The following is a 13555-nucleotide window of genomic DNA, read 5'->3' as shown; positions in this document are numbered from 1 at the left end:
GAGGCCCAGAATAGCGGGCGCCCCGGCCGGCGGCTGTCGGCTCGCGGCGCTTGTGCGGCAGCGGCGCGCGCCTACACGGCAGCGCGGTTACACGCCCACGTAGCGCTGCCACACCTCCGGCTGCGCGGCCAGCGCCGCGGAGTCGCCCTGCCACACCACGCGCCCGCGCTCGATCACCGTGTGCCGGTTGCCCAGGGCCAGCAGCCGCTGCACGTACTTGTCGATGACGAGGATGCTCTGGCCTTGCGCGCGCAGCGCCTGCAGGCAGCGCCAGATTTCCTCGCGCACCAGCGGCGCCAGGCCCTCGGTGGCCTCGTCCAGGATCAGCAGGTGCGGATTGGTCATCAACGCCCGGCCGATGGCCAGCATCTGCTGCTCGCCGCCCGACAGCTGGTGGCCCATGTGCCGCCAGCGTTCGGCCAGCCGCGGGAACAGGGCCACCACGCGGTCCAGCGTCCATGGCTCGCGCGCGGCATGCCGGTCGGCCGCGAAGGCCCGCAGGTTCTCCGCCACCGTCAGGTTGCCGAAGATCTGCCGGCCCTCGGGCACCATGGCCAGGCCCATGCGGGCAATGCGGTCGGGGCTCAGGTGCTGGATGGGCTCACCCAGGAAGCGCACGCTGCCCGCGCGTGCCGGCGTCAGCCCCATCAGCGTGCGCACCGTGGTGGTCTTGCCCATGCCGTTGCGGCCCAGCAGGGTGGCCACGTCGCCGGGCTCGATGCGCAGGTGCAGATCGAACAGCACCTGGCTGCTGCCGTAGGCCGTCTGCAGGCCTTCGGCCTCCAGCAAGGGGGCTGAGGCACCGGAAGCGCCGCTGGCAGGCGGGCGGGGCGCGGCGCTCACGGCATCACCTCGTCCCCCAGGTACGCACGGCGCACTTCCGGATGTTCGCGGATCTGCTGCGGCGTGCCGCTGGCGATCACGCGGCCGGCCACCAGGGTGCTGATGCGGTCGGCCAGCTGGAAGACGGCGTCCATGTCGTGCTCGACCAGCAGCATGGCCACCTCGCCGCGCAGGGACTGCAGCAGCGCCACCATGCGCTGCGATTCGTCGCCGCCCATGCCGGCCATCGGCTCGTCCAGCAGCAGCAGCCGCGGCCGGGTGGCCAGCGCCAGGCCGACCTCCAGCTGGCGCTGCTCGCCATGGGCCAGGGCGCCGGCCCGCTGCTGCAGCCGTGCGCCCAGGCCCACCCGCCGCGCCACCTCGGCCGCGGCCTCGAAGCGCCGCCGATCGGCCCGCGCCGGGCGCCAGAACGACAGCCGCTCGGTCGGCGGCAGGCGCACCGCCAGCGCCAGGTTGTCCAGCACGCTGAGCCGCCCGAAGATGCTGGTGACCTGGTAGCTGCGCACCAGCCCGCGCCCCACCCGCAGCGGCATCGGCAGCCGGGTGATGTCCTCGCCGCCCAGCTCGATGCGGCCGGCATCCGGCGCCAGCGCGCCGGACAGCTGCTGGATCAGCGTCGTCTTGCCCGCACCGTTGGGGCCGATCAGCGCATGGATCTCGCCGGCATGCACCGCCAGCGACGCCTGGTCGGTGGCGGTGAGCCCGCCGAAGCGCTTGACCAGCCCCTGCACCTGCAGCAGCGGCACGGTCACCGGGGCACCCTCCCGCTGCGCGGGATCCCGCCGGGCGGGAGGAGCGCCGCCTTCGGGCGGCCGGGCGGCGGCGCTCAGTGGGGCACCCTCCCGCTGCGCGGGATCCCGCCGGGTGGGAGGAGCGCCGCCTTCGGGCGGCCGGGCGGCGGCGCTGGATGGAGCACCCTCCCGCTGCGCGGGATCCCGCCGGGCGGGAGGAGCGCCGCCTTCGGGCGGCCGGACGGCGGCGCTCACGCCCGGCTCCGCCGGCGTAGCAGGCTCATCAGGCCGTTGGGGGCGCCCAGCACCACCGCCAGCAGCGCCGCGCCCAGGCCGAACTGCCAGTGGATGGTGAAGCCGGCCAGCACTTCCTCCAGCAGCAGGAACACCACCGCGCCGACGACGCCGCCCCACAGGTGGCCCACGCCGCCCAGGATCACCATGATCATCAGCATGCCGGACTGGCTCCACTGCAGCAGCGACGGGCTGACGAAGCTGCTCTGGTTGGCCAGCAGCGCACCGGCCAGGCCGGCCAGGCCGCCGGCCAGCGTAAAGGCCGCCAGCCGCGTGCGCAGCGGCGAATGGCCGATGGCGGCCATGCGCACCTCGTTCTCGCGCAGCGCCTGCAGCGTGTGGCCGAAGCGGGTATTGAGCAGGCGCTGCATCAGCACGAAGCAGGCGGCGGCCACTGCCAGCACCACGAAGTAGAAGTGGCGGTCGTCAGCCAGGTCGATGCCCAGCCCGGCCGCGCCCAGCGTGGAGCGGCCGGCCAGCGGCAGCCCGTCCTCGCCGCCATAGGCCTTCAGCGACACCATCAGGTAGTACAGCATCTGGGCGAAGGCCAGCGTGATCATGATGAAGTACACGCCGCGGGTGCGCAGGCTGATGGCGCCCACCACCGCTGCCGCCGCCGCGCTGGCGGCCACCGCGGCAGGCCAGGCGATCCAGGCCGAGGCGATGCCCTCCTGCATCAGGATGCCCACCGCATAGGCGCCGATGCCGACGAAGGCCGCATGGCCGAAGCTGACCAGGCCGCCGAAGCCGAGGATCAGGTTCAGGCTGCTGGCAGCCAGCGCGAAGATGAGGATGCGGCTGGCCAGGCCGATGTAGAAGTCCTGCCCCAGCGCCGTGGCGATGGCCGGCAGCGCCAGCAGCAGCGCCAGCACCGGCAGCGCAGTGCGCGCGGGCAGCGGATGGTCCAGCAGGCCGGGCAGCGGGCGGACGTCGGTGGAAGCGTCGGGTGCGGCGGGTACGGCGGGCGGTGCGGTCATGCCGGCATTGTGTGCATGGCGTCGTCAGCCCTGCGCCGCAGCCAGCGCGCCCAGGGTGCGCAGGGCCTGCTCCGCCTGGCGGGTGACGAGGTGGCCGCAGCTGATGCGCACGTAGCGGTCGTAGCGGTGGCTGTTGGAGAACAGCGTGCCGGGCACGGTGCGGATGCCCTGCTGCAGCGCCGCCTCGAACAGCGCATGGGCATCGGCGCCCGGCGGCAGCTCCACCCACAGCAGCATGCCGCCCGGCGGCACGCTGAGCCGCGTGCCCGCCGGAAACCAGGCGGCAATGCCCTCGGCGATGCGCTCGCGCTGCTGCCGCACCTGCCGGCGCAGCCGCGCCAGGTGGCGCTCGTAGGCACTGCTGGCCATGAATTCGGCCATGGTGAGCTGTGGCAGCGCCTCGTTGGCCCGGCTCTGCGCGTACTTCAGCATGCGGATGCGCGCATGCCAGCGGCCGCCGCTCACCCAGCCCAGCCGCAGCCCTGGCGCAATCGTCTTGCGCAGCGAGACGCAGCGGATCACGTTGCCGCTGCGGTCCCAGGCCTTGAGCGCGCGCAACGGCACGTCGTCGTTGCCCAGCGCGCCGTAGGTGTCGTCCTCGATCAGCGGCACCTGGTGCTGCTCGCACAGCGCCACCAGGCGGGCCTTGTCGGCATCGGGCATCACGCTGCCCAGCGGATTCTGGTGGTCGGGGCCGGTGACCACCGCCTTGATGCCGGGCTGGGTGTCGAAGGCCAGCGCCAGCGCCTCGATCGACAGCCCGGTGTTCGGGCTGCACGGGATCTCCAGCGCACGCAGGCCTAGGCTTTCCAGCACCTGCAGCAGGCCGTAGTAGGTGGGCGACTCCACCGCCACCACGTCGCCCGGTTGCGCCACCGCGCGCAGGGCCACGTTCAGCGCCTCGATGCAGCCGTGGGTGATGGTGATGTCGTCCGGCGAGAGCTGCATGCCGCCGTCCAGCGCCCGGCGCGCGATGGCGGTGCGCAGCGCCAGCTCGCCGGCGGCATCGGCCGGGCGCACCAGCAGGTCGGGCTGGCGGCGCAGCGCACGGATGGCGGCGGCCTTCAGCGCCTCGCCGGGGTAGGCCTCGGCCGCGGCATAGGTGGCGCCGAAGTCCACCTGGGCCGGGCAGCCCTCGCTGCGCGCCACGAAGGCCGACACCCGGTCGTGGATGCCCACGTACTGCGCGGGATCGGGCGCGCGTGCGAAGTCGGGCTCGCTGGCCGGCGGCATGCCGCCGCGGCGCGGCACGCGCACGAAATAGCCCGAGCGCGGCCGCGCCTCCAGCAGGCCTTCGTCCTCCAGCCGGCGGCAGGCCTGCAGCGCGGTGGACAGGCTCACCTGGTGCAGCCGCTGCAGGCTGCGCACCGAGGGCATGCGCTCGCCGGCCGGCATCAGGCCGGAACGGATGGCGCCGCGGTAATGCTGGGCGATGCGCTGGTACAGCGGGTCTGCGGGGGCGGCTACTTCCATGCGCCCATGATGCCGCGCACCGCGGCCGGCCCACCAGAACAGATCGGGCCGCAAGCCACCGGAACAGCCGCCCGTGCACGCCGGCTGATACGGAACAGATGCCGTCCGCCTGTGCCTGTTGCGCCCTGGCCGGTGTGCCTACGCTGGAGGCCTCGAACGACCCACCCGCCACCCGCCCAGGAGGACCTTGCCATGCGCCATTCCATCCACCCTCGCCAGACCCTGCCGCTGCAGCGCGGCGAAGGCCGCTGGCTGCCGGCCGGCCGCGGGCTGCAGGTCCTGGTGCAGCACGGCAGCGTGTGCTGCCAGGGCACGCCACAATGGCCCGCGACCGGCGGCGCAGTGCAGCGGCTGGCCGACGGCGAGGCCGGTGTGCTGCGCGGCTGGACCTGGGTGCAGGCCGAGCGCTCCACCCTGCTGCTGCTGATGCAGCCGCCAGGCCACGCCGCGCTGTGGCACGAGGCGGCACGGTCGCTGCAGCAGGCGCTGCGCAGCCTGGGCCGGGCCGCCGTGGCCAGCCTGCGGCAGGCACCGGATGCCGGCCTGCGCTGACACCTCTTCCGCATCACCACCCCACCCAAGCCATGCTGAACTTCAACGACATCCAGGCCGCCGCCGGCCGGCTGCGCGGCGTTGCCCACCGCACGCCCGTGATCCATTCGCACACGCTCGACGAGCTGCTGGGCGCCAAGGTCTACCTGAAGGCCGAGAACCTGCAGCGCATGGGCGCCTTCAAGTTCCGCGGCGGCTTCAATGCGGTGAACGTGTTGACCGACGAGCAGCGCGCCAAGGGCGTGGTGGCCTTCTCGTCGGGCAACCATGCGCAGGCGGTGGCGCTGGCCGCGCGCCTGCACGGCTGCAAGGCCACCATCGTGATGCCGCACGACAGCCCCACGCTGAAGCTGGCCGCCACCCGCGGCTACGGCGCCGAGGTGGTGATCTACGACCGCTACAAGGAAGACCGCGCCGCCATCGCCCGCGCGCTGGTGGCCGACACCGGGGCCGCGCTGATCCCGCCGTTCGACCACATTCCGGTGATGGCCGGCCAGGGCACGGCGGCACTCGAATTGATCGAGGACGCCGGGCACCTCGATGCACTGATCGTCTGTGCCGGCGGTGGCGGCTTCCTGTCGGGCTGCACCGTCGCGGCCAAGCACCTGCTGCCGGACATCCAAGTGTTCGGCGCCGAGCCCGAGCGCGGCAACGACATGCAGCAGTCGCTGCGCCAGGGCGAGATCGTGCACATCGACGTGCCGCGCACCATCTGCGACGGCCAGCAGACCCAGGCCGTGGGCGTGGAGCCGTTCAAGGTGATCCAGGCGCTGGTGACCGACGTGCTGACCGTGCCCGACCCGGTGGTGGTGGAGGCGATGCGCTTCGTGTTCGAACGGCTGAAGCTGGTGGTGGAGCCTTCCGGCGCCTGCGCACTGGCCGCGCTGATGCAGCACCGCGAGCGCTTCGCCGGCCGCCGCGTGGGCGTCACGCTGTCGGGCGGCAACATCGGCATCGACCGCTTCATCGCGCTGATGACCGGCGCCGAGCAGGTGGATTGAGCCTCGCGGGGCGGGCGCCCGCATAGACTTTGCGCCGGGCCACCGCCGGGGTGGCCGCCAAGGTCCCGCGATGCTGATGCCCGTGATTCCGCTGTACCGCACCGATGCCGTACCGCATCCACAGGCCCAGGTGTGCGTCGCCTGCGAGGTGCGCCAGGCTGCCCTCTTCGGCGCGCTGGACGACGCCGGCCTGGCGCGCATCCACGAGCACATCCCGTCCACCGAATGGGCCCCGGACGCGGTGCTGTGGCGTCGCGGTGAACGCGGCAGCGCCGCCTACACCCTGCGCAGCGGCATCGTGCGCTTCGAGCGCATCACCTCGTCGGGCGAGCGACGCATCGTGCGGCTGGCTGGCCGCGGCGACCTGATCGGCCAGCAGGCACTGCTGGGCGAGGCCTATGCGGATGAAGCCGTGGCCTGCACGCCGGTGCGCATGTGCCGGCTGCCGGCGCCGATGATCCAGCGCATGGGCGCCGAGGAGCCGGCACTGCTGCAGGAGCTGATGCGCCGCTGGCAGCGCGCGGTCGACGAGGCCGAAGGCTGGCTGGCCGAGCTGACCACCGGCCCGGCGCGCCGCCGGCTGCTGCGCCTGCTCGACCGCCTGGCCGCCGACGCCGAGCCCGGCGCCCTGCTGTGGATGCCCCGCCGCGACGAGATCGGCGACATGCTCAACATGACGGTGGAAACCGCCAGCCGCGTGGTGAGCCAGCTGCGCCGCGAAGGCGTGCTGACGCTGCAGGGCCCGCGCAACGCCACCGTGGAAGCGGCAGCGCTGCGGGCGGCGCTGGAGGCGGAAGACGCGGGCTGAGCCTCGCTGCGCCCCGCCGCCCGCTCAGCCCCGGCCCTTGGCCCGCAGCGGCGCCTTCACCAGAGGCCCCTTGGCCTTGGCCCCGGCCGTGCCGCTCAAGCTGGTGCGGCCGGGCCGGCTGCCGTTGTCGCGCGGGGGCAGGCCAGTGTGCTGGGTGAGCAGGCGGCCGGGCATCGGGCGGCCGGCCTTGCCGGACGTCGGTGCCGAAGCCTTGGCGGCCTGCGGCGCGGGTGTCGAGTTCTTGCGCCGCGCGCTCTGGTAGCTGCCGTCGGTGGTCGGCTGGAAGGTGGGGATCAGGTGGTGCTTGCCGTTGCCGATCAGGTCGGCGCGGCCCATCGCCTTCAGCGCTTCGCGCAGCAGCGGCCAGTTGTTGGCATCGTGGTAGCGCAGGAAGGCCTTGTGCAGTCGGCGGCGGCGCTCGCCACGAACGATGTCCACCTTCTCGGCACGGGTGCCGTCGCGGCTGATGCCCTTCAGCGGGTTCATGCCCGAGTGGTACATCGCGGTGGCGGTGGCCATCGGGCTGGGATAGAAGGTCTGCACCTGGTCGGCGCGGAAGCCGTTCTTCTTCAGCCACAGCGCCAGGTTCATCATATCCTCGTCGCTGGTGCCCGGGTGCGCCGCAATGAAGTACGGAATCAGGAACTGCTGCTTGCCCGCCTCGGCGCTGAACTTCTCGAACAGCTGCTTGAAGCGGTCATACGTGCCGATGCCCGGCTTCATCATCTTGGACAGCGGGCCGCCCTCGGTGTGCTCGGGCGCGATCTTCAGGTAGCCACCCACGTGGTGCTGCACCAGTTCCTTCACGTACTCGGGCGACTTCACCGCCAGGTCGTAGCGCAAGCCGGAGCCGATCAGGATCTTCTTGATGCCCTTGAGCGCCCGCGCACGGCGGTAGATCTGGATCAGCGGGCCGTGGTCGGTGTCGAGGTTGGGGCAGATGCCGGGGTAGACGCAGCTGGGCTTGCGGCAGGCCGACTCGATCTCGCGGCTCTTGCAGCCGATGCGGTACATGTTGGCCGTGGGGCCGCCCAGGTCGCTGATGATGCCGGTGAAGCCCTTCACCTTGTCGCGGATCTCCTCGATCTCGCGAATGATGGAGTCTTCGCTGCGGCTCTGGATGATGCGGCCCTCGTGCTCGGTGATCGAGCAGAAGGTGCAGCCGCCGAAGCAGCCGCGCATGATGTTCACGCTGAAGCGGATCATCTCCCACGCCGGGATCTTGGTCGGGCCGTCGTGGCCGCCATTGGCGTCGGCGTAGGAAGGGTGCGGCGCCCGCGCATACGGCAGGTCGAACACATGGTCCATCTCGGCCGTGGCCAGCGGGATCGGCGGCGGGTTGATCCACACGTCGCGGGCGGTATGGCCTTCGCCGTGGCGCTGCACCAGCGCGCGGGCGTTGCCGGGGTTGGTCTCCAGGTGCAGCACGCGGTTGGCGTGGGCATACAGCACCGGGTCGCTCTTGACCTGCTCGTAGGCCGGCAGCCGGATCACGGTGCGCTCGCGCGGCGGCATCACCACGCGGCTGCGCGGCACGATCTTGATCGGCTGCTCGGCGGCGCCCAGGCCACCGTTGCTGGCCGCCGCGGCCGCGTCCCCGCCCTCTTCCTTCGCGCAGGTGGTGCCCTGGGCCTCGGCCTGCTCGCTGGTGGTCTGGTAGGGGTTGATGTGCTCGTCCACCCGGCCCGGGCGGTCCACCTCGGTGGAATCGAGCTCGAACCAGCCTTCGGCCGACGGATCGCCTGCACGCCGGATGAAGGCGGTGCCGCGCACGTCGGTGATGCTCTCGATCGGCCGGCGCTGCGCCAGGCGGTGCGCCACCTCGATGATGGCCCGCTCGGCGTTGCCGTACAGCAGCAGGTCGGCCTTGCTGTCCACGAGGACGGAGCGGCGCACCTTGTCCTGCCAGTAGTCGTAGTGCGCGATGCGGCGCAGGCTGGCCTCGATGCCGCCGATGATCACCGGCACGTCCTTGAAGGCTTCCTGGCAGCGCTGGGTGTACACCAGCGTCGCCCGGTCCGGCCGCTTGCCGGCCGCGCCGCCCGGCGTGTAGGCATCGTCGCTGCGGATCTTCCGGTCAGCCGTGTAGTGGTTGATCATCGAATCCATGTTGCCGGCCGCCACGCCGAAGAACAGGCGCGGCTTGCCCAGCGCCTTGAACGCCTCCGCGCTGTGCCAGTCGGGCTGGGCGATGATGCCGACACGGAAGCCCTGCGCCTCCAGCGTGCGCCCGATCACCGCCATGCCGAAGCTGGGGTGGTCCACGTAGGCGTCGCCGCTGACGATGACGACGTCGCACTCGTCCCAGCCCAGGCGCTCCATCTCGGCACGGCTCATCGGCAGGAACGGCGCCGGCCCGAAGCGCTTGGCCCAATAGGGGCGGTACGCGGTGAGCGGCTTGACCGTCGGGGCGGGATTCGGTGCGAGGGCGGTGGACACGGGCGGGCTTTCCGGAGCGGCGGCTAACCCTCGATTGTCGGCGCTAGGGGTTCACCCTGTCGGTTTATCCCCTCCGAAACACGGTCTTGCGCTTGAGTTCGCGGTGAAATGAACCAAATCCGCCCTGGACACTCATACCCCGAGTGCCGCATGGGAGCGGTGCACGGGTGCAAGTCACCCTCTCGACGATCAAAGGAGACCCTGTGAAGACCTGGTTGGTAGCCCTTTCCGTGGCGGTGGCGGCCGTATCGCTGCCGCTCGCCTCATTCGACGCCGAGGCCAAGCGCCTGGGCGGCGGCCGCAGTTCGGGCATGCAGCGCCAGGCCCCTGCGCAGTCGCCCCAATCCACCCCGGGCACGCCGGCCCAGCAGCCGGGCAATGCCGCGCCGGTGGCAGGCGCCGCCGCACCCGCGGCTGCCGGTGCCGCCGCCGCGGCGGGCAAGCGCTCGTGGATGGGCCCGATCGCCGGCCTGGCAGCGGGCCTGGGCATCGCCGCGCTGTTCAGCCACCTGGGCATGGGCGCCGGCCTGGCCAACTTCATGACCATGCTGCTGCTGGCCATCGTGGCTTTCGTGGCCATCCGCTTCCTGATGCGCCGCTTCGCCGGCAACCGCCAGGGCCAGAACAACGGCCTGCAGATGGCCGGTGCGGGCGCGGGTGCCGGCGGCAACGCCAACGGAGGTGCCTTCAACTTCAACCGCACGCCCGAGCCGCAGCAGCCGCTGCAGCGCCAGTCGTTCGACGCCGCGCCGGCCGCCGCCGCCACGGGCCTGGGTGCGGTGCCCGCCGCCGCAGCCACCGGCCGCGCCACGCTGCCGGCGGACTTCGACAGTGAAGGCTTCCAGCGCATCGCCAAGATGCTGTTCATCCGCATGCAGGCCGCCAACGATGCCGGCCAGGTGGACGACTTGCGCAAGTTCACCACGCCGGAGCTGTTCGCTTCGCTGCGGCTGGACCTGCAGGACCGCGGCGCCAAGGCGCAGCAGACGGACGTGGTGCAGCTCGACGCCGACCTGGCCGACTATGCCGAGGAGCAGGGCCAGCAGATCGTCACCGTGCGCTTCCACGGCCTGATCCGCGAGGAGATCGGCGCCGGTGCCGAGCCCTTCAACGAGCTGTGGCACTTCGTCAAGCCGGTGGCCGGCGGCGACTGGGCGATTGCCGGCATCCAGCCGCTGTAATCCCCGCCCCCAGCAGGCAAGAAGGCGGCTCCGGCCGCCTTTTTCATGCCCGCCTCACAGCTTCATCTCGAGCTGCAGCTGCCAGTTCATGGTGGAGGGCGACACGGTGCGCGACTGTTCCTGCGCCACCACCGAGCCGGTGATGTCGTCCAGCGGCGCCAGGTTGCTGGCCGACACACGCAGCTGCAGGCCGGGCCGCACCCGCCACAGCGCATACGCATCGATCACCCGCTTGCGGTTCTGGGTGGCGAACTGGTCTTCCGACAGCCGCGCGTCATAGCCCGGCGTGAGGTTGAGGGTGGCGCCCAGGGTCAGCGGCCAGTCGGTCAGGCGGTAGTCGGCGCCCAGGTTGAGCGTGGCGCCGGGCTGCTGGTCCAGCCGGTTGTCGGGCCCGGGCACCGACTTCACCCGCGAGCGGAACAGGCTCAGGTTGCTGCGCACGTCCACCGCCGGCGCGGGGGCCCACAGCGCGTCCAGCTTGAAGCGCGCCTCCAGCTCCACCCCGCTGGTGGTGGCGTCGCCGATGTTGCGCGGCCGGGCCACCCAGCGCGGCTCGGTCGACCAGCTGACCGTCTCCAGCGTGGTGACGGTGCGCATCAGGTCGCGGATTTGCCGGTGGAACAGGTTGGCGCTGAGCAGCCCGCCGCCGGCCAGGTGGCGCTCGAAGGCCAGGTCGATGCCGGTGGCGATCTCGGGCCTCAAGTCCGGGTTGCCGGCGCGGTCGGGCGACGTGGGCTCGTTGGCGCCGGTGGGGTAGAGCGTGCTCAGCGCCGGCCGGCCGATCAGGTTCTGCAACGTGGGCGCGCGATAGCTGCGCGTCAGGCTCAGGCGCACCTGGTCCTTGCGCTGGGCGTCGGGCCGCCACACGCCGTGCAGCAGCGGCGTCCACACGGTGCTGCTGTTGCGAACGCGGGCGCCACCCTCCCCGCTGCCCTCGGTGCGGATGCCTTCGCCGCGCAGGCCCAGCTGCAGGTCCAGCTGCGGGCTGACGCTCCATTCGTCCTGCACGTACACCGCCCAGCGGCGGGACGAGGCGCTGAGGTTGTCGCCGAACTCGTCCAGCACCGGCAGGCCGTCCAGCGTGGTGGCGCGCCGCTCGTCGCGCTGCTGGCCGGCCAGTTCCAGGCCGGAGACCAGGTTGTGCCGCTCGCCCAGCGGCGTGCTCAGCTTGAGCGTGGTGCTGGCGTCGTCGCTGTCGGTCCGGGTGGCGTCGGTGCGCAGGCCGGGGCTGGCGCCGCCGGATTCCGCCCGCAGCGTGTCCGACGACCACTGCGCCTGGGTGCCACCCACGCGCCACTCCAGCCGGTGCTCGCCCAGCCGGCGGTTGAGCTGTGCATTCAGCCGCCGCAGCTGGAAGCCGTTGTCGAAATCGGTACGGAAGCGCTCGTACGGTGCTGCGCCCAGCGTCTGCTGCAGCGTGCCCGCCCGGAAGGGCGTGGCATCGGCCAGCAGCAGGTAGGGCGTGAGGGTGAGGCTTTCGCCCTCGCCCAGCCGCCAGCGCAGCCGGCCGGAGCCGCGCAGTCCCTTGCGCCGGTCGTGCAGCACCTGCTGCGCCTGCTGCTCCAGCGTGGGCGACACGGTGCGGGTGCTGCTGCGGGTGTCTTCCTCGCGGGCGTACACCGACAGCGACGCGGTGTAGTCGAAGGCCTCGCCGAGCTTGCCGCCCCGCGTCCAGGCCACGGTGGGGGAGACCTGCCCTTCGTCGAAGGCCGAGGTCAGACGCCAGTCGTTCAGCGGCTGGCGCTGGTTCTCCCGCGTGACGATGTTGATGGTGCCGGCGATGGCGCGGGCGCCGGTTTCCGCGGTGGGGCCGCGCAGCAGCTCGATGCGTTGCAGCTGCTCGGGCGACAGCGAATCCACGCTGAAACCCGCCGGCAGCGGCTCGCCGTCCACCAGGATCTGGGTGTAGCCGCTGCCGAGGCCGCGCATGCGCGGCGTGCCGCCACGCCCGGGGCTGCCCTGCACCGTCACGCCGGGCAGCCGGCGCAGCACGTCGCTCACGTTGGCGTCGCCGAAGCGCTCGATCTCCTCCCGGCCCACCACCACCTTGGCGGCGGTGGACTGCCGGCGCTCGTCGGCATCGCTGCGGCGGTTGCTGCCGGTGACCTCCACCCGCTGCGCGGGCACCGGGGCCGAGGCGGCCGACGCGGAGGCGGCCGCGGCCGGCGGCGGCGGTACGGGCTGGGCGGCGGCCGTGCTGGCGGCGCAGGCCAGCAGCCAGGGGCGGAGCGACTGCGACAACGGCGGAGACATGGCCGGGATTGTCCTGCAGCCCCATGACGTGCGATGCCGGGAACTGGCGCGGGCAGCGCGCTTGTTTCAGCTTCGCGGCCCGGGGGGTTATGCTGGCGCCGCGGCCATTCGCAGCAACAGGAGACGCCCGGTGGCGACGCCCAACTACTCGTACGAAAAGCGACAGCGCGAGCTGGCCAAGAAGCGCAAGGCGGAAGAAAAGCGCCAGAAGAAGGTCGGCGACCGCGGTAGCCACGAGCCGGCGCCCAACGAAGGCTCGCCCGCCCCGGGCAGCGAACCACCCGCGCGCTGATGCACCGCGGCCCACCCGGGCCGCGGCCAGCGCCGCACACACCGCGATGACGGCCCCGCCCCCGCTGGCCGTGCTGCACCAGGACGACGCGCTGATCGTCGTCGACAAGCCGGCCGGCCTGCTCTCGGTGCCCGGCCGTGGCCCCGATCTGCAGGACTGCATCGCCCACCGGGCCCAGGCCCGCTGGCCGGATGCGCTGATCGTGCACCGGCTGGACATGGCCACCTCCGGCCTCATGGTGCTGGCCCGCGGCGCCCAGGTGCACCGCCAGCTCAGCATTGCCTTCGCCGAGCGGCATGTGGCCAAGCGCTACGTCGCCCTGGCCCACGGCCACCTGGCCGACGACGCCGGCACCATGGACTGGCCGTTGATCTGCGACTGGCCCAACCGGCCGCGGCAGATCGTCAACCTGCGGGAGGGCAAGCCCTCCCTCACCCGCTACCGCGTGCTGCAGCGGCAACCCGACGGCATCACCCGCGTGGCGCTGGAGCCGGTCACCGGCCGCTCACACCAGTTGCGGGTGCACATGCAGGCGCTGGGGCATCCGCTGCTGGGCGACGAGCTGTACGCCCCGCCCGCGGTGCAGGCGCTGGCCCCGCGCCTGCTGCTGCATGCCGAGCACCTGGCGCTGGTGCATCCACGCACCGGGCTCCCGGTGCAGTTCGACAGCCCGGCGCCCATCTGACGCTTCCTGCACGACCTGCGGCGGCG

General features: G+C 72.4%; 12 protein-coding genes. 6 read left to right on the top strand and 6 right to left on the bottom strand.

Features of this window, described 5'->3' with window-relative positions; translation table 11 throughout:
- Positions 1-87: 87 nt before the first annotated feature.
- The 4 genes from VO99_RS04655 to VO99_RS04640 form a co-directional block, all read right to left on the bottom strand.
- Positions 88-843, bottom strand: a complete 756-nt coding sequence (locus VO99_RS04655) for an ABC transporter ATP-binding protein (protein WP_046111654.1) — start codon at positions 841-843, stop codon at positions 88-90.
- Positions 840-1595, bottom strand: coding sequence for an ABC transporter ATP-binding protein (locus VO99_RS04650; RefSeq protein WP_046111653.1), 756 nt, complete (start codon positions 1593-1595; stop codon positions 840-842). Before VO99_RS04650 ends, VO99_RS04655 begins: the two co-directional genes overlap by 4 nt.
- 230 nt (positions 1596-1825) lie before the next feature.
- Entirely contained in the window at positions 1826-2845 is a 1020-nt protein-coding gene (locus tag VO99_RS04645; RefSeq protein ID WP_083440356.1) for a branched-chain amino acid ABC transporter permease, read from the bottom strand.
- A gap of 24 nt (positions 2846-2869) precedes the next feature.
- Positions 2870-4318 (bottom strand): aminotransferase-like domain-containing protein, encoded by a 1449-nt coding sequence (locus VO99_RS04640; RefSeq protein ID WP_046111652.1) that lies wholly within the window; start codon positions 4316-4318, stop codon positions 2870-2872.
- Between the two features lie 192 nt (positions 4319-4510).
- On the opposite strand from VO99_RS04640, the gene VO99_RS04635 reads away from it, so the two are divergent.
- From VO99_RS04635 to VO99_RS04625, 3 genes are all read left to right on the top strand, one after another.
- The gene (locus VO99_RS04635; protein ID WP_046111651.1) at positions 4511-4870 is read left to right on the top strand and encodes a hypothetical protein; all 360 of its coding nucleotides are present in this window, start codon (positions 4511-4513) and stop codon (positions 4868-4870) included.
- A 32-nt stretch (positions 4871-4902) separates the two neighbouring features.
- Positions 4903-5871 (top strand): threo-3-hydroxy-L-aspartate ammonia-lyase, encoded by a 969-nt coding sequence (locus VO99_RS04630; protein WP_046111650.1) that lies wholly within the window; start codon positions 4903-4905, stop codon positions 5869-5871.
- Positions 5872-5941: 70 nt separating this feature from the next.
- Entirely contained in the window at positions 5942-6679 is a 738-nt protein-coding gene (locus VO99_RS04625) for a Crp/Fnr family transcriptional regulator (protein WP_052736087.1), read from the top strand.
- Between the two features lie 24 nt (positions 6680-6703).
- Here VO99_RS04625 and VO99_RS04620 read toward each other — a convergent pair whose 3' ends face one another.
- Positions 6704-9118 carry a YgiQ family radical SAM protein gene (locus VO99_RS04620; protein WP_046111649.1) on the bottom strand — a complete coding sequence of 805 codons (2415 nt, stop codon included), beginning with the start codon at positions 9116-9118 and terminating at the stop codon, positions 6704-6706.
- Positions 9119-9321: 203 nt separating this feature from the next.
- Here VO99_RS04620 and VO99_RS04615 point away from each other — a divergent pair, with 203 nt between their 5' ends.
- Positions 9322-10299, top strand: coding sequence for a Tim44 domain-containing protein (locus tag VO99_RS04615; protein WP_046111648.1), 978 nt, complete (start codon positions 9322-9324; stop codon positions 10297-10299).
- 54 nt (positions 10300-10353) lie between these two features.
- Here VO99_RS04615 and VO99_RS04610 read toward each other — a convergent pair whose 3' ends face one another.
- Positions 10354-12552 carry a TonB-dependent receptor plug domain-containing protein gene (locus VO99_RS04610; protein ID WP_157039435.1) on the bottom strand — a complete coding sequence of 733 codons (2199 nt, stop codon included), beginning with the start codon at positions 12550-12552 and terminating at the stop codon, positions 10354-10356.
- A 130-nt stretch (positions 12553-12682) separates the two neighbouring features.
- Here VO99_RS04610 and VO99_RS30750 point away from each other — a divergent pair, with 130 nt between their 5' ends.
- Both VO99_RS30750 and VO99_RS04605 read left to right on the top strand, forming a co-directional pair.
- A complete protein-coding gene (locus VO99_RS30750; RefSeq protein WP_198156872.1) occupies positions 12683-12844 on the top strand; it encodes a hypothetical protein in 162 nt (53 codons plus the stop codon).
- A gap of 46 nt (positions 12845-12890) precedes the next feature.
- The gene (locus VO99_RS04605; RefSeq protein WP_046111647.1) at positions 12891-13529 is read left to right on the top strand and encodes a pseudouridine synthase; all 639 of its coding nucleotides are present in this window, start codon (positions 12891-12893) and stop codon (positions 13527-13529) included.
- Positions 13530-13555 lie beyond the last annotated feature (26 nt).

This window comes from Aquincola tertiaricarbonis, assembly GCF_000969605.1.
Taxonomy (GTDB): Bacteria; Pseudomonadota; Gammaproteobacteria; order Burkholderiales; family Burkholderiaceae_C; genus Aquincola; species Aquincola tertiaricarbonis.
This window is presented reverse-complemented; position numbering and strand designations above follow the sequence as displayed.

Coding starts and splice junctions, on each gene's coding strand:
- VO99_RS04605 (WP_046111647.1), top strand. CDS start 12,891: ATGACGGCCCCGCCCCCGCTGGCCGTGCTGCACCAGGACGACGCGCTG.
- VO99_RS04640 (WP_046111652.1), bottom strand. CDS start 4,318: ATGGAAGTAGCCGCCCCCGCAGACCCGCTGTACCAGCGCATCGCCCAG.
- VO99_RS04610 (WP_157039435.1), bottom strand. CDS start 12,552: ATGTCTCCGCCGTTGTCGCAGTCGCTCCGCCCCTGGCTGCTGGCCTGC.
- VO99_RS04625 (WP_052736087.1), top strand. CDS start 5,942: ATGCTGATGCCCGTGATTCCGCTGTACCGCACCGATGCCGTACCGCAT.
- VO99_RS04645 (WP_083440356.1), bottom strand. CDS start 2,845: ATGACCGCACCGCCCGCCGTACCCGCCGCACCCGACGCTTCCACCGAC.
- VO99_RS04630 (WP_046111650.1), top strand. CDS start 4,903: ATGCTGAACTTCAACGACATCCAGGCCGCCGCCGGCCGGCTGCGCGGC.
- VO99_RS04635 (WP_046111651.1), top strand. CDS start 4,511: ATGCGCCATTCCATCCACCCTCGCCAGACCCTGCCGCTGCAGCGCGGC.